Annotated in this window: 12 protein-coding genes and 1 pseudogene; 6 read left to right on the forward strand and 7 right to left on the reverse strand. The window is 60.0% G+C overall.

Translation table 11 applies throughout. From position 1 onward, the window contains the following. Positions 1-382: 382 nt before the first annotated feature. From ACK3BB_RS25375 to ACK3BB_RS25395, 5 genes are all read right to left on the reverse strand, one after another. Positions 383-2296: a type IV secretory system conjugative DNA transfer family protein gene (locus ACK3BB_RS25375; RefSeq protein WP_428929638.1), complete on the reverse strand. Its 1914-nt coding sequence runs from the start codon at positions 2294-2296 to the stop codon at positions 383-385. 16 nt (positions 2297-2312) lie between these two features. Then, positions 2313-4253, reverse strand: coding sequence for a relaxase/mobilization nuclease domain-containing protein (locus ACK3BB_RS25380; protein WP_428929639.1), 1941 nt, complete (start codon positions 4251-4253; stop codon positions 2313-2315). Then, on the reverse strand, positions 4246-4866 hold the full coding sequence (locus tag ACK3BB_RS25385) for a helix-turn-helix domain-containing protein (protein WP_428929640.1): 621 nt from the start codon (positions 4864-4866) through the stop codon (positions 4246-4248). Before ACK3BB_RS25385 ends, ACK3BB_RS25380 begins: the two co-directional genes overlap by 8 nt. A 404-nt stretch (positions 4867-5270) precedes the next feature. After that, a complete protein-coding gene (locus ACK3BB_RS25390; protein ID WP_428929641.1) occupies positions 5271-5447 on the reverse strand; it encodes a hypothetical protein in 177 nt (58 codons plus the stop codon). A 633-nt stretch (positions 5448-6080) separates the two neighbouring features. Then, positions 6081-6419 carry a DUF736 domain-containing protein gene (locus tag ACK3BB_RS25395; protein WP_017470241.1) on the reverse strand — a complete coding sequence of 113 codons (339 nt, stop codon included), beginning with the start codon at positions 6417-6419 and terminating at the stop codon, positions 6081-6083. Between the two features lie 500 nt (positions 6420-6919). Here ACK3BB_RS25395 and ACK3BB_RS25400 point away from each other — a divergent pair, with 500 nt between their 5' ends. Then, on the forward strand, positions 6920-7636 hold the full coding sequence (locus ACK3BB_RS25400) for a hypothetical protein (protein WP_428929642.1): 717 nt from the start codon (positions 6920-6922) through the stop codon (positions 7634-7636). Positions 7637-7665: 29 nt separating this feature from the next. After that, positions 7666-8871: an XRE family transcriptional regulator gene (locus ACK3BB_RS25405; RefSeq protein WP_428929643.1), complete on the forward strand. Its 1206-nt coding sequence runs from the start codon at positions 7666-7668 to the stop codon at positions 8869-8871. A gap of 241 nt (positions 8872-9112) precedes the next feature. Here the strand turns inward: ACK3BB_RS25405 and ACK3BB_RS25410 are convergent, their stop codons facing one another. Next, positions 9113-10000, reverse strand: a complete 888-nt coding sequence (locus ACK3BB_RS25410) for an ImmA/IrrE family metallo-endopeptidase (protein WP_428929644.1) — start codon at positions 9998-10000, stop codon at positions 9113-9115. Between the two features lie 182 nt (positions 10001-10182). Next, a pseudogene (locus tag ACK3BB_RS25415) lies at positions 10183-10410 on the reverse strand (helix-turn-helix domain-containing protein); the annotation flags it as partial. 67 nt (positions 10411-10477) lie between these two features. On the opposite strand from ACK3BB_RS25415, the gene ACK3BB_RS25420 reads away from it, so the two are divergent. The 4 genes from ACK3BB_RS25420 (at position 10478) to ACK3BB_RS25435 (ending at position 15384) form a co-directional block, all read left to right on the forward strand. Then, positions 10478-11839, forward strand: a complete 1362-nt coding sequence (locus tag ACK3BB_RS25420; protein ID WP_428929645.1) for a nucleotidyltransferase domain-containing protein — start codon at positions 10478-10480, stop codon at positions 11837-11839. 476 nt (positions 11840-12315) lie between these two features. Beyond that, the gene (locus ACK3BB_RS25425; RefSeq protein WP_428929646.1) at positions 12316-13383 is read left to right on the forward strand and encodes a CBASS cGAMP-activated phospholipase; all 1068 of its coding nucleotides are present in this window, start codon (positions 12316-12318) and stop codon (positions 13381-13383) included. A 263-nt stretch (positions 13384-13646) separates the two neighbouring features. After that, positions 13647-14477 (forward strand): type IV toxin-antitoxin system AbiEi family antitoxin domain-containing protein, encoded by an 831-nt coding sequence (locus tag ACK3BB_RS25430; RefSeq protein WP_428929651.1) that lies wholly within the window; start codon positions 13647-13649, stop codon positions 14475-14477. After that, positions 14467-15384, forward strand: a complete 918-nt coding sequence (locus tag ACK3BB_RS25435) for a nucleotidyl transferase AbiEii/AbiGii toxin family protein (protein ID WP_428929647.1) — start codon at positions 14467-14469, stop codon at positions 15382-15384. The genes ACK3BB_RS25430 and ACK3BB_RS25435 overlap by 11 nt, the downstream gene beginning before the upstream one ends. Positions 15385-15386 lie beyond the last annotated feature (2 nt).

Below are 15386 nucleotides of genomic sequence, written 5' to 3' on the forward strand. Positions count from 1 at the left end.
AGAAGTTGGGTTGCTTAGAACCGTAAAGCGCCTCGCAGATCTCTGTCCGCCGAACGGAAAGCTGTTCGCAAATGCTAGAGCGGCCTCTCTGGTGGAAAACGTATAAGCCAAACCTGGGTTTCCTGTTGTGCTGAAACCTCCCTTTCGCCAAGTCGCGTAACTCCATCCGCTGTTGCCACGCCCTATGAGCCCAACCCATGGGTACTTTTCATTGTGGTCTCGAGTCCCACCAAGCCTCTCGGGAAGTGGAAGTTCACTGCTCATCTAATTCTACCTTTCTGCCAGTCTCAAAACACGCCATTTCACGAAATTAGCTATGATGTGGTCATTCTCTTGATCGAAGGCAAGACATTCCCGCGGCCGCCGACCGATGGACATCACATCACCCACCCAACAACTCCTCGATGAAATCCTCCCGCGCATCCAACACCGCCTCCCATTCCTTCGGCACAGCGGCTTCCCGCTCGAGCGTCTCCGGCTCTGGTTGCCCGCGCCCGGCCTCCATCGCCAACACGCTCATCGCGCGCGCTTCGCGGCGCTGCGAACGGTCCCGCACTGGCGCGCGTTCGGCCGGTTTCGCCTGCTCGTCTGCGCCGGCCTCATCACTACCTTCGCTGCCCCAAGGCCCCACACCCTGCACGCTCGGTGGATACGGGAATGGCTTGCCCTCCTGGCGGGCCAGCAACTCCTTGAAGAACGGATCATCGTAATACTTGATCCGGCTCGCTTTGATCGGATGCTGCGGCGAGGCGAGGATGATGACCTCATCCGGGTCCATCAGGCGCGCTTCGGTCTCAGAAAGCAGGGGGCGCTCTTCCAGGCGCGCCGATGTCGAGGTCGCGCCAAGGATGCCCTTGTTGCGGCCATACATCCGGGTCACCGCCTCGCGCGTGGTACTGCCGACGGCGGCCGAGACTTCCTTCACCGTACGCTGGTCGCGCGGGGTGATGTAGAGCTTGAGCCCTGCGCCGTTCTCGAGGCTTTCGCGGCCTTCGGGGCCATAGATCCGGTCGAGCGAAGCCAGCGACTGCGCGATCATCGCGACGCGGCCGCCATAGCTTGCCAGCGAATGGATCGCGCGTTCGAGATAGGGCATCGCCCCCATCTGCTGGAATTCGTCGATCATCATCATGACGGGCCACGGCTCGTCCGGGCCGGGTTCATTCAATCGGATCGAGGCGATGAGATCGGCGAACATCAGGCGCAGGAGCGGGGCCAGCGTCGCGATGTGATCTTCGGACACCGCGATGTAGAGCGATTGCGGGGTCTTGCGGAAGGACGAGAAGTCGAAGTCGCTCGCCTCGGTGGCCGAGCGCACCGCCGGGTTGTCCCATTGCTTGAGACCGGCCGTCATCAGCGCCTGGATGTTCGAGGTCAGCAGCCGCGATGAAGCCGAGGCCGCATTGGTCCAGAGCTCGCGCAGGATGTCTTCTTGGGCCTCGTCGGCATAGGTCTTGTACTGGGCGTTTTTGTATTCACCCCCGGCGACGATCTTGTTCACCTCGCCAAGGTTCGGCGTGCCGCGTTGGATCGCCAGCAGACAGGCGGCAACGAAGATCGACTTGCCAGCCTCGGAGAAGGTGTCGAGCGTCTTGTTGTCCTTGTCGAGGAAGAGGTCGGCCAGGATCGAGACCTCGGTGAAGCGCTGCGCGAATGTCGGGGCTTTCGCGATCCGCCCGAGCGGGTTGTAACGATGTGTGGCATTGGCCCAGTCGAAGGGGCTGAAGCGATAGACCTCGTCGCCGTTCAGTGCCCGGAGCCGCGCGGTCTTCTCGAAGTTCTCGCCCTTCACGTCGAGCACCACCACCGAGCCCGCAAAGCTCAGAAGGTTCGGGATCACGAAACCCACACCCTTACCGGCGCGGGTCGGGGCCACCATCATCACATGCGGGATCATCGTCGAGGAGATGAACTCCGCCTTCGAGGTCGGCGCGCCAAGCTTGCCACAGACGAAGCCCTTGCCGGGCGCTTGCAGCATGTCGTTCTTCTTCAGCTCCGCCTTGGTCTGCCAGTGGGCCGAGCCGTAGTCGTCCCGCTCCTTCTTCCACGTCCAGGCCAGCGCCAAGACGCCGAGGCCGATGGCCCCAAAACCAACCGCGCCGAAACCCACCTTGAAGGCCTCGGGGTGCGCCGTACGCGTGCCGGCGCTGGCCTTCCACAGCGCCAACATGTCGAAGCTCTGAAACCCGATATTCAGAGCCAGGGTCAGGTAGAAGGCGGCAACGATGGTGCCGATGACGGCGCCGCAGATCACACCGAAAAGAAGCGCAGCCCAGAGGGGAAGTGTCTTGGTCATGGTGGTCATCTCCCCTTCAGAATTCCATCTCGTCATCGAGACCGCGGTCCAGTTCTCTGGCCCGACCGAGATCGCGACCCAGCTCCTGCGCCTCTTGCTGGCCGCGCAGCCGGGCCACTTCGGTTGCCTTGTCCTGCTGCAACCCGGCAGCGCGGTCGGTGAAGACCTGGTCGCCGGTCTCCTCGAAAGTCATCTCGAGGAATTCCTGCGTGACGGTGATCTGGTCGAGCTTGCTCGGAAGGGCTGCGTCCAGCACCTCGTAGTTGCCACGGCGAAGCTCGGCCAGGCCCTCCTCACCCAGTTCCTTGAAGAGCTCGGATTGCAGGGTCCGCTCGACCGTCTCTTCCTGTTCCTCGGTAAGCTTGCCGTCCCGCAACATGTCGGCGAGATCCTGCAGATAGGGATTGGGCGTCCGGTCATCCTCGTCGATGAGGGGCAGTGTCGCCTCCTCCTCGTCCGCGAGGGTCCGGCCGATCTCGACGCCCAGTTCCTTAGCCCGCTCCATCAGCGCGTCCATCACCCCGTCGACCTTCTCGAGCGCTGCATCGAGCTGGTCGTCAGAGGCGGACTCGACGCTGAGACCGTCCGTTGCCAGCACCGCGTTCATGTCCCGCTCGACCCAGTCCTGCGCCATGCCGTAGTTGCGCGTTCCGCCGGCCGTGATCCGGGCCACCAGTTCCTCGCTGTCTATGCCCACCTCCTCGGCGCGCTCGAGCACGTCACGCAACCCCTCGTCATTGCCGGACTGCAGCGCGGCAATCAGCAACTCGCTGCCCGCCCCCGGCGGATAGGGTTCTTCGAGCTGCTTGCCAAACCGCGCGCGCAATTCCGGGTCCGGCACCATCTGCGAGAGGTCCGCGATGATCGGCGCGGCCTTGGCCTCAAAGGCGGCACGTTCGGCCGGGTCCAGTTCCTCGGCCTTGAGCCTCAGCGCCTCGATCGTGCGCTCGGAATAGTCGATCGCGTCACCGACGGTCTTAATGTCCTTCATGTCTATCTCTCCTTCGGTGAATTTCCACGGCGTGCCCGAGCCAAGCCCGTCCGCCATGCCGCGCAGGGCGCGCGCCATGTGACGCTGGTCCATCCGGTCCAGCACGTCGGCGAGGTTCTTGTAGTCCTTGGCGAAGCCCACCACCTGCGCCTGCGCAATGGCGGATTCCTGGGCCGTCATGACGATCTCGCGCGGTAGGCGGGCCTCTTCCTTCGCGCGGTAGATCTCTTCGATCCCGGCGGGTTTCTCGAAGATGCCGCGCTCGAGCCGGGTCGTGGCGTCGAGCATCACGCTGTAACGCTCCGCGATCTCGGCCTGCTTCTCGCGCATGAGCTGCGGCGACATCACGCCCTCGGCCCAGCAGGAGAACCAGGTGCCCTTCTCGACGCCGCGATTGTTCAGGATGATATGGGCGTGCTTGTGCGCCCGGTCGTCATGGACAGCAAGAACATAGTCCCACTGATCGCCATATTCCCCGCTCTCGAAGAAATGCTCCGTCCAGTCCATGGCGATGTCGCGCACCTGGTCGACCGTCACGTCGGTCGGGAAGGACAGCAGCATGTGCGAGGTGAAACCGAGCTTGGTCGAGCCGCGCCAGGTCCCGGCCCAATCCTCGATGATGTCCTCTTTCTGCTCCTCGGAAAGCACCGCCGCATCGGTCAGAGCATTGGTCATCGTCGAGTAGGTGTAGACAGCCTTGTCGTTGATGTAGGAGATCTGCGCCCCGAGCGAGGCACGCGTCTTGCAGCCCCCCGCCCGGATCCGCTTGAACACCGCCGCGCGGCTCTGCCCCGAGGCCGCCTTCAGCACGTTGCGGGCCGACATGGATCCGACGCGTGCAAGACTGCGCCCCTGACGACGTCCTGCCAGCCGCGCGTCGATCCGCGCCGCGGCCTGGCCCCGGATGCGCTCATCCTCCCAGAGCCGCCCCATGACCGAGGTATAGAGGGCGAGCGGATCAGCCATTCCTGACGAGCCTCAATCCACGCTCGATCGTGCGCGGACCATCCTCCAGAACCGCGCTCTCCGCCCCCTGCCCTTTTTCCTTTTGCGGCCACTCCTGATGACGCAGCGCCTGCGCCGCATCCTTCATCCGGCCCATCTCACGGCTCATGGACTGCGCCAGATCGAGCAGTTCGATCAGCACCGCGCGGTCCGCCTCCGAGACCTCCAGCCGACCGCGATGCACCGCCTTGGCGAGCACCAATCCAGCGTCGCTCACATCCTTCGCCTGACGCCATGCGGCGCAGAATTCCGAGACCAGATCGCGCGGGACATCGAGGATTCCGCACCGTCCGCGCAGCACCGCATTGAGCGCCTGCGACCGGTTGGCATAGCCCCGTTCGCGCCACTCCGCATCGAACGCTGCAAGCTCAGACTGACTGGTGCGGAACGCCACCGTCTCGCTCGGATCGCGCACCGCGATCCCCTCGCCCGCCTCCTCTTTCGCGAGCCGGTTCACATGGCGCGGGGAAATGCCGAACGCCGCCGCCAGGTCCTTCGCGGTCTCGCCCGCCGCAAAGCGCCGCGCGACTTCGATGCGCTGCTCAAGTTTCAGGTTTTTCGCTGGCCTCGGCACGGGTCAGACCCCTCGGACAAAATGTGCAAACATTGGTCATATCCTGCCAACGTCTTCCTTCTCTTATACTTCAATACATCACATTGCTCAATATTACGTTTTGCATGTTTTGTCTTTTTGCTGGCGTTGGACGCCATCAAGACCCCGCGTTGCGGTGCGACATGGAACGGGTCCCGCCCTCATCGATGCAGGACAACCTGGGCGAAGAAGCTGCCGAAACTTGCGCCCGAGCGGCACGCGATGTCAGGCAATCCGAGCGCGCGAGACAGTCACGGATCGGACACCAGGTACACGAAAATGGCCCGCGCTGGATGGCGCGGGTCACACCCTCTGAGGGCGTCACGAAGCTTCTGAGAGACGGCGCCCGACCCCTGCGGATCCGAAGACCCGCAGGGGTGTCTGGGTCAGTGACCCAGTCCCCGATTGCGGAGATCGTCGTAGCGGCTGCGGGCGATCAGCGCCTCGGTCTCGAGGCTGTCGAGGGTCTGTGGATGGGCGTCTTCATCGAAGGCGGCGAGGTAGGCCTCGAAGGCCATGTCGACTTGCAGTTCGGCGAGGTCGATGGATTGTTCGAGCGTCATGGTGTGATCCTTTCCATTGATCGTCGTTGGACGGATCGTGGAAAAGACCGGGGGCATGAGAGCGGGCTGCACCCGGCACGGGGCGGAATGAAATGGAGCACGCCGGGGGCAGGTTTGTTGTGAGCGATGCCCCGCAGCGCTCAAGGCGCCAGCCGTCCAGAAACCTGCCCCCGACGTTGCCGGCCGCTCGACCCCGGGCTAGCGATCTCTAAGGCCAACAGGTCGACGGAAAGGCGCGCGGCGGTGGCCCTGACGTGAGACGTCGCCCCGGGATGCATTACGGTGATCTGCGGTTTGGACCCTCGCGGCGCAGGGTGAGTTCGGCGCCTCCGGGAGCCTCACCAACACGACCCGGGCGCGGGTTGCTCGAATGAGGGAAGGGTTGCGCTTGGCTCGTTAACTGGACTCCCAGTTTTCCCTGCTGACTTTCGGTTCAGCCTCGGGTTCCCACGATCCGCGTTGTCACAGGGCAGAAAGATCAAAGCCGCAACTGCGACATATCCAGTCTGACTATCCGCCGCTTCGTCCGCTTCCGAAATATGCGGCGTCCTTCGGAAACCGATATTTCGCTGGCCGCGGGCTAGTTCCCCGCAGTGAAAAAAGCCAGACCGCCGGAGCGGCCTGGCCTTTGGCTTAGGCGGCGTCTTTGGGACCCCAGGGGATCACGGCCTGCAGGGACAGATCGTCCTGGTTCGCGGCCTTGCCGAGGTTGGCGTTGAAGCCGTGGTCGCGGATGGTCAGCGTGTAGTAGTCGGCGCCGGTCTCCTTGTTCTGCTTCTTCCAGATGCCGCCGCACTCGACCAGCTTGCCGCGCGGGGAGCGGCCGAGGACGCGGTGCGTGGGGGCCATCGGGTTCGTGCTCGCGACGGGTTCGACCGTGATGTCGAGGTCGAAGGTCAGGGTCGAGATGGAGCCGACGCCCTTGGCGGTTTCGATGTCGGCACTGGTGAATTTGATGCAGTTCGTGGTCATTGCTCTTCTCCTTGTTTGCGTTGCAATGATGGTCACCTTGCAGTTGGCCAAGGCCCGACCACACCGAAGGCGAAGCGCAGCGGAGAGGGGCAGGCGCCGGTCTTTTTGCTCCGCGCGGAATGACCCGCAGGGGCAGGGGAAAAAGATCGGCGACAACCTTTGTGGACGGGACGACAGCTGCGACCAGCATGTCATGCAACTCAGACAAAGGGAGAAGTGCGGTGGCCGCGAAGGAAGGTAGGGGAACAGCCGAGGGATATTCGGCGGTGGCATGTGAAACATTAGCCTATCGCCGGCCTCGTCTTCAGGATGAACCTCGAGAGGATCCAGTTCTAGGCCGCTCGGCCAGCCTTGGACCGGTCGGCACTTGGTCAAAGCGAGGCGCTAGTTCGGGATGTCCAGGACGATAAGATGAACATAACCGGCTGCTCGCAATTGACTTAACGCAATTTTTGAGGCACATTTCCCGCAAAACGCAACCCCACAGAATCGGAGCAGTCATGGGGGATTTTGTCAAAACCCGTTTCCCGGTCGCGATCTATCGCGGCCTGATCATTGATCTTGAGGACCGCCTGCGCGGAGAAGCCCTGAAGGCTCATCGAATGATTCAGGATCACTCTGGTCTGGATACACGTCGCGCACGGCGCCTTGAGGGAATGTCGCGTTTCCACATGATGGAAAAGGGCTTTCAGGAGGTCTGTGAACTTCATGGCGGCGCACTGCTCGACGGCGGCATCATCCCCGGTTCGGACTTCAAGGTTTTCCAGCCGTTCTTGCGTTTCGAGCATGAGGGGCAAGGCTTCATCCTTGGCCTCGCGGCAATGCCGGAACCCAGCAAGCTTCCGGTCAAAAACAAGTCGCGGAAAGCCGGTGTGACACTGAACTACCAGCTGTCTCCTCACTTCGATTTCGATGGTACTGCCCCTCAGATCGGGGACATCTGCATTCTGTTTCTATTCGCTCGCGACCCCGAACAAGCCGGCAAGATCAAGGAGTTGGCCATCGGTCTCATTGACTCTGATTATGAGCAATACCTTTTCTACGAACGGATCGACCAGTACCTCGCGGATGACGGGGATGTGTCGGAACCCAGCTCGCCGTTTTCGACACCTCCCGCATTGCCTGCCAGCGGTGCTGTCCGCCTGAAGCGCACGATGAAGCCTTTTGTTCCTCCCGAGGCTCCATCTGTGGATGACGAACAGGATGGCAAAGCATAAAGGTGCCACCGGCACCAGAGGAGGGAAGAATGCGAGTGGGAACACCCGGCTTCGTGCCGGAACGTCTCGTTGAGGCGCGCGCCGCCCGGCGCGTTCAAAGTATGAAAGAGTTGGCCCTGATGCTAGGAGTCAGCCCTAGTTCGGTTTCCCGTTGGGAAACCGGCAAGCAGGCGCCGGAAGCTGATGCTCTAACAGAATTGGCGAAGGCCCTGCGGGTCCGGCGAGAGTTTTTTCTCCGTCCGGTCTTCGACAGCCCGCGACCGATGTTCTATCGAAAACTGGTCAGCACGCTGAAGCGCGACCGCGAGTATCAAACTTCTCAGGTGAGCTGGCTACATGAGATCAGCCACGTCTTGCAGCACTATGTTGATTTCCCCGAACTTGACATTCCAGACATTTTGGGTGGCTCCAGCTACAGTCAGCTTCGGGACGAAGACATCGAGGACATCGCTGGAGAACTTCGGTCCCACTGGCAATTGGGCGAAGGCCCTTGCACAAATGTCGTAGCCGTCCTTGAAAAGATCGGCTGTGTCGTCGGCTCCATCGAAATGGGAACGTCCAAACTCGACGGCGTTTGCAGCTGGTCCAAATCCGAGGACCGTCCTCACATCTTGCTCTCATCAGACAAGATGAATCTTCCCCGTCGTCAGATGGACGCCGCACATGAACTGGGTCATGCAGTGCTGCACCGGAATGTCAGTGCAAAAGCTTTGCGCGATGATCTTCCAGAGATTGAGCGCCAGGCATTCCGTTTCGCAAGCGCGTTTCTTATGCCGCAGACCACTTATGTGCCGGAGGTCCCGAACTACTCCCTGGCAGGTTTGCTGTCCCTGAAAGAACGTTGGCGCGTTTCTGTGAAGGCCCAGATCAAGCGGTTGGTGGATCTAGAGATCATCCCGCAGGATCATGCCACGCAGCTCTACAAGACCTATTCAGCCAAAGGCTGGAACCGACAAGAGCCGATGGACAAGGAGTGGGCTGTTCCAAAGCCACGTATGTTGCATGACGCTCTTTGCCTGATCGTGGATTCCGGCACCCGCAGTAAGGAAGACCTGCTTTCGGTCGAGTTCACGATGCATCCAGGCGATATTGAGAACCTCGTCAACCTCCCGTCCGGTTGGTTCAGCAAGAAAACAGGCGACGTGGTGTCGTTGACTCTCAAAACGGACGCTGCGCGTGAGACAGGGGCACCTGCAGGAGGGTCGGTGATCCCATTCTCGCGGCGTGAATCGTAATAGGGTCGGCACATGCGCGTGAAAATCGATGTCTCAGAAGAGGAACTGGATGGTGACTATGGCGCGGTTCCTGGGCTCATCATTACCTGTACCCGGTGTCGACACTCCGTGGAGGTGTTCGGCACCGAAGAAAATTCGGTGAAACGCGGAGCGGTCATGCTTCGGGAGGAATGCCCTTTTGATGAGGACAACTTCTACTCGGCATAGATCAAGAGGGGCTATTCGAGGAGACTGTGCGCCGCTACCGCCCGCGAGCGAACTTGGGGGTCCAGCTCTCAATCAATGAGGCTTCTTCTTCGTAGGCTTCGTCATCAGGGTCGTCGGCAAGTTCTTCGCTGGAAAGGACGGTAAGGGTGAAACCGTAAGCGCCGAGTCCGATGACTTCTTCATCCAATGCAAGCCGCCGCCCGCAAGAGAACCATTCAGCAAGACTGGTCTGTCCACATATCGAGCGCGCGGACCGGATGTTTTGCGTATCAGCGTTGAACCGCAGGGTATGGGTTCGTGGCAGCGGAGTACCCTTCTTGAGGAATGTGAGCTTATCGAGCTTTTTGAAGCTTTCAGACAAGAACGCATATGCGACCTTGTCGCCCGAACTGACGACGACCGCCATCGGATAGTCGCAACATTCGGCGGCTCTGATGGCAGAGGCCGTGAGCGAGCACTCGGCCAGCTGGCTCAGCGCAATGATCCCATCCAGACCGACGCGGCTTCCCCCGATGACGTCGCCCACGAGCTTCGACGGCATGAGCAGACCAGACGCAAAATGATCCGCCTCAAGCTCTATCGAACTCATCCCTTGTGAAAACCCGGCCCTGGACATGTGGATCGGAGCGGTCTTCAGAATTTCCTCGGGATGCCCCTCAAGAAAATAGTGGCCAAGTTCGTGAGCCACGGTGAACCTGCGAAACCCTTCGCTCTTGATATCGGTCGCATAGAAGATGCCAACGCTCTCATCATGGAAGATGATCCCGCCGCTCACGCCAACCCGGCCCGGATCCTTTGGCTCGACCAAGATGTCTTCGCTCTCCGCGATCGCAAACGGATCCACGGGGAAGGCATCGTAGCCCTTCTCCTTTGCTTTAAGCTCGCCCTGGCGCCGAGCCATCTGGATTCTGAACTTGCTCAACGGCCGGACTTTCTCTGATTCATGAGATCGATCATCATCTGGATGTGTTCTCGGTCGTCATCCGATAAATTTTCTTCACCACGAAAAGCCGTTGTTGCCCCGGCCATGTCACTTGTCCTGCCGAGCAAGTAGTCTGACGTAACGCTCAATGCCTTCGCGAGAGCCCGAATGTTTGCAAACGAAGGCTTGCGCCGCTCCTTCTCGAAATGGCCGATTGCTGATGGCTGTAACCCAGTCTTCGCCGCAAGTTCCGTTTGGTTGATCCCTCGAGCTTCTCTGGCCTGACGTAGCCTGTCACCGAACCCACCATTGGAATCCGTAGAATTTGACATGACGCTCCCGCATGTGTTAGTATGACGATATCGTAGGATTCCCGCCGCTTGCTCGCGGCTTCTTTTTTCGCTTTTCATCCTACGAAAACGTCAAAAACTGTAGGACGGATCAGCGAATGCGTCAAGCCTGAGGGGGCAGAAGAAGATGAATATCAGGACGAACCTCGAAGATTTCGCCCGCAGCCTGGAGATCGACCCTGTAGAAGCTGCACTGATGGATGTCGCGCGTGCCATCCAGATCACCCGCACCATGCACGATGAGGCTGACAGTCACTTTCGCGGGCTCGCACAGCATGTCGACCGCCCCGGCAGCCCTCTCGAAGATCTGGTCCTTGAGATCTATCCTTCTGGCAGCTTTGCAATTCACGCGGCAACCCGGTCACGCCTGAAGACCGATCAGCACGACGTTGATGCGGTTCTTGAGATCGCGGTCGCTCCCGGGACCGACCCGGCATGGGTGCTTGAACAATTGTACAAGGCGATCAAGGGCGAAGCGGGAAGCAGGTACTTCGACTATCTGATCGAGAAAAACAGCCGCTGCGTCACGGTTACCTACCCGGACGGCGTCACGGTCGATCTGATGCCCGTCGTTCGCATCGACGGGACACCTGAGCGCGTGGCGACCTTGTTCCACCACAAGCCTGAGACGGGCGAGCGCTACCACAAGGAGATCAATCCGAAGGGGTTTGCCGATCACTTCAACGCTCGTGTTGAAATCAGCGAGACGTTTCAGAAGCGTTTCGACGCACGACGATACCTCGTCGATGGTGAAACCTACACCGAACTGGCCACGCGCCTGTCAAACGAAACCTCGGGTCTGGCGCTGCAGAAGGCAGACACCCAACCGATGCCGGTCCATGTCCCGCTCGACCAAAAATCGCCTCGCGTGGTCGCCCTGCAACTGATCAAGAGGTTCCGCGACAAGCGGTATCGCAAGCACGACGATCACCGCGGCCGGCGCAAACCTCCGGCCGTCATCATGGCGGCGATCGCGATCGACGCCGGTCCTGCCAACGACAGCCTCGTCGACGAAGTGATTGCGATTGCCAAGCGCATGCGCTGGCAGATTCGCAATGCAGAGCAGAATCTCCGGCTGCTGGAGGTTCGCAATCCGGCACACTACCCGGACCATTTCACGGACCGCTGGCCGGCCCAGAGGAGCGATCAACAACTCTGGGCCGCAGATTTGCTTGTCCTCATCGATCGCCTTGAAACCTTGAAGCGGGTCGGCTTCGATCCCGCGGTGATCCGGGCGACGTTCGATGACCTTTTCGGTGAAAAGTCCGGCGAGACCGCGCTGCAGGCCTATCATCGTGCACAGACCGTCCAGCTCGAAAACGGTGCGCTCGGCATGACACCACGCGGGCAATTGAAGGCTGCTGCTCCAGTTTCGTCCCTGGCTGCTCCGGCTCTTGGTGCCGACGTCGCCGCGGCACCTGGCCTGGTGAAGCCCGCACGCGCGAACACCAACATGGGGGGCACGGTGCCCGATGATAACTGTTGGTGAGCAAATTTCGGACATGGCGGAGGTCTATCCCGATTGGTCATCTGACCGGTTGAGCCAGAGAACCTGTGTCTGGGTGGGACATCTGCAACCGCACAGAACCCGGTACCGGTTGCGGGTCGAATATACTGAACCGTTGCTGGTCGAAGGCCGATCAAACCTCTACCTGCAACCACTGGTCGAAGTACTCGAACCGACATTGGAAAGGCGCTTCGGTAACGAAGAAGGGTCCCTGCCGCATGTCTATGTGTCCCACCCGAGAACAACGCGGACAGGACCATTCCTGTGCCTCTTCGACGACGAAGCAGATCAATGGTCACCTGACGACCGGATCAGCGACACGGCCATTCCTTGGGCGTCCAACTGGCTGAGCTGCTACGAAAGCTGGCTCGCTTCGGGAAAATGGTTTGGGACTGGTAAACACATCAGAAGTCAGTCGGGCGGGCGATCCAGGTTGGCGGCACTTATGGAGAGATTTCATGGCACAACCTCAATCCCGCCGCTCGCAGGGCACCATCTTTCACCGTCGAGATCAACTCGAATGGCCCGCAGATGATCTTCGCATACTGTCCATTGATGGCGGCGGCATAAAAGGCATTCTGCCTGCGGCGGTGCTGGCGGAATGCGAGCGTCGTTTCTTGAAGGGCGGTTCGGCAGCCAGCTACTTCGACATGATCGCCGGCACTTCAACCGGAGGAATAATCGCGCTCGGCATGGCAGCAGGGATGCGCGCGGAGGAGGTTCTCGAAATCTATATGCGCCACGGGTCGGAAATATTTCCCCGGCCTTGGACTCCGCCAACTCGATTTGGTCGCGCGATGCGATCCGCTTACCAGTTTGCACGCGATCTTGCCGTTTATCGATACAACCGCGAACACTTGGAACGAGCGCTTCGAGATCGCTTTGGCAACAGGACACTGGGCTCGGTTAATGTGCGTTTGAACATTCCCGCCTTCGATGGGTTTAACGAAGTCAACGTCCTCAAGACCCCGCACCACCCTGACTTCCGCCTCGACTGGCAGGAAGAACTGGTCACGGTGGCATTGGCGACGTCAGCCGCGCCAACATTCTTCTCGACCTACCGAAACGGCACCCGGCACTTTGCCGATGGCGGTGTTTGGGCGAACAACCCCGTCATGGTGGCGCTGGTGGATGCCATGAGCTGTTTCAACGTCGACAGGCACAAAATCGAAATCCTGAGCCTTGGCTGTGGTGATCAAGACCTCCGCATGACTGATGGTCAAATCAAGCGCGGCGGCATGTTCCACTGGAGAACAATCATCGAGAGCGCGATGCACCTGCAAAGCCAGAACGCCCTCGGACAGGCCGGACTTTTGGTCGGGCGAGACCGCATGCTTCGTCTGACATCCGCTCCGACGCTCGAACCCATTGCACTTGATGACTTCACGCGAGCGAGTGCCGAACTTCCGCAGCAGGCGAAACGTCTTGTCGAGGAGAACGCCGAACGCCTTGAGGTATTCTTTGATGCTCCTCGGGCTTCGGCTGCATTTTACCACGGACCGCTTAGCACGTCCGGAGGAACTTAAAATCCGCCACATTCGCCGATAGACAAACACCGGTTTTCTACTCGCAGGAACGACTGGTAGTCGCTCATCTGCGAAGCCCAAATGGCCGGGTGTTTTCTCAGCCTTACGAGGGCATCCACGCCCTGCTTTGCTGGTGAGCTTCAGAGCTGACAACCACCAGTCTCTTTGAAAATTCCAGAATTTGTCGATCCTTGACAGACTATCTCACAGGTTATCACAGAAACAAGTGGCGGCATCTTTAAAAATACATCATTATGTCGCACATGAGTCGACAAGAACACGAAAAATTAAAGAGCCTTCTCGAGGCTGTCCCCACGGGGTTCCTCGTGGACTCCGCCTGGCTGGAGCACCACGGGATAGGCCGGCGTTCGTCCTACGCCTATGTCCAACGCGGCTGGCTAGAACGCCTTGGACGCGGCGTCTTCCGCCGTCCCTCACCAAGCAGCGCCACCACGAATACGCTCGATTGGAAGACCTGCCTGCTCTCGCTCCATCACATCATGCACTACCCTGTCCATGTCGGGGGGGCGACCGCGCTGGATCTGCAAGGCTATGCGCACTATCTCTCACTCGGCGATAAAAGCACAGTCTGGCTCTACGGCTCAAAAATCCCCAACTGGCTCGAAAAACTGCCGCTCAACGCCGAACTCCGCACACGCAGCGTATCGCTGTTCTCCGATCCAGAGTTGGGTGTCAATGACGCACGAAAAAATCTCAACGAGACAGCATCGTCCCTGCCATGGGACTGGAAACTGGTGATGTCTTCGCCGGAACGCGCGATCTTAGAGGCGCTGGACGAGTTGCCGGATCAGGAGAGCTTTCACAACCTCGACATGGTGTTCGAAAGCCTGACGACGTTGCGACCGAGAACCCTCTCGGCGCTGCTCAGAAGTTGCAAGAAGATCAAGGTCAAACGCCTGTTCTTCGTGTTCGCCGACCGCCACGACCATGCCTGGCGCAAGCGGCTCGATCCAGAAGAGTTCGACCTCGGCAGCGGAGATCGCGCATTGGTCAAAGGCGGCAAGATACATCCGCGCTACAGGATCATGGTGCCCGAAGAGTTTGTAGGAAAGGAACGTGGTCATGGCGCGTGAGGACTATGCCGCCCAAGTGGCGCTGCTCGTGCGGATACTGCCGTATGTCGCAAAGGAGAAAATATTTGCGCTCAAGGGTGGGACGGCCATTAACCTCTTCTATCGCGACCTTCCGCGCCTCTCGGTCGATATCGATTTGACCTATCTGCTTGTCAAGGACCGCGCCGAAAGCCTCGTCGAGATCAACGACGCGATGGACCGGATTGCCGCCGCCATCGAAAGCGGAATCACCGGCGCCAAAACGCAGCGCATTGCCGGCGGTGGCGGCGGCGCCACGCGTGCGCTCGCCCGCCTCGGCACAGCCGAAATCAAGATCGAAACCTCCCCCGTCACCCGGGGCGTCGTGCATGATCCGGAACAACGCGAAGTCTCCGAAGCCGTCGAGGAGGCGTTCGGATATGCGGCGATGAACATCGTCTCCTTCGAGGATTTGTTCGGCGGCAAGCTACATGCAGCCCTTGATCGCCAGCATCCGCGAGACCTTTACGACGTCAAGCTGCTCTACGAGAATGAAGGCTTCACGGACGAGTTGTTCCGCACTTTTCTGATCTACGTCGCGAGTTCCCCACGCCCGCCGCACGAATTACTGAACCCAAACCTGATCGATCTTGATCAGCCCTACGCGCGGGAATTCGAGGGCATGACGAAGGGAGCGGTCGACCTTGCGGAATTGGTCTCAACGCGCGACCGCCTAATCGCGGACATCCAGTCCCGCATGGATGAGGGCGCAAAGAGGTTTCTGAGAACCCTGTATGAAGGCGACCCCGACTTCGACGCGATCGACCGCCCTCAAGCGGCCGAGCTTCCAGCGGTCCGATGGAAGCTCATCAACGTGAACAAGCTGAAAGCAGAAAACCCCAAGAAGCATGCCGCCCAAGGGGAAGAGCTGGAGAAGCTCCTCGGCTGAAG

Source organism: Marinibacterium sp. SX1, assembly GCF_050389775.1.
In the GTDB taxonomy this organism is placed as follows: Bacteria; Pseudomonadota; Alphaproteobacteria; order Rhodobacterales; family Rhodobacteraceae; genus Marinibacterium.

Bases quoted from the DNA above. Each gene is read 5' to 3' on its own strand.
- ACK3BB_RS25395 (WP_017470241.1), bottom strand. From the start codon at position 6,419: ATGACCACGAACTGCATCAAATTCACCAGTGCCGACATCGAAACCGCC.
- ACK3BB_RS25390 (WP_428929641.1), bottom strand. From the start codon at position 5,447: ATGACGCTCGAACAATCCATCGACCTCGCCGAACTGCAAGTCGACATG.
- ACK3BB_RS25420 (WP_428929645.1), top strand. From the start codon at position 10,478: ATGAATATCAGGACGAACCTCGAAGATTTCGCCCGCAGCCTGGAGATC.
- ACK3BB_RS25375 (WP_428929638.1), bottom strand. From the start codon at position 2,296: ATGACCAAGACACTTCCCCTCTGGGCTGCGCTTCTTTTCGGTGTGATC.
- ACK3BB_RS25430 (WP_428929651.1), top strand. From the start codon at position 13,647: ATGAGTCGACAAGAACACGAAAAATTAAAGAGCCTTCTCGAGGCTGTC.
- ACK3BB_RS25400 (WP_428929642.1), top strand. From the start codon at position 6,920: ATGGGGGATTTTGTCAAAACCCGTTTCCCGGTCGCGATCTATCGCGGC.
- ACK3BB_RS25405 (WP_428929643.1), top strand. From the start codon at position 7,666: ATGCGAGTGGGAACACCCGGCTTCGTGCCGGAACGTCTCGTTGAGGCG.
- ACK3BB_RS25380 (WP_428929639.1), bottom strand. From the start codon at position 4,253: ATGGCTGATCCGCTCGCCCTCTATACCTCGGTCATGGGGCGGCTCTGG.
- ACK3BB_RS25435 (WP_428929647.1), top strand. From the start codon at position 14,467: ATGGCGCGTGAGGACTATGCCGCCCAAGTGGCGCTGCTCGTGCGGATA.
- ACK3BB_RS25425 (WP_428929646.1), top strand. From the start codon at position 12,316: ATGGCACAACCTCAATCCCGCCGCTCGCAGGGCACCATCTTTCACCGT.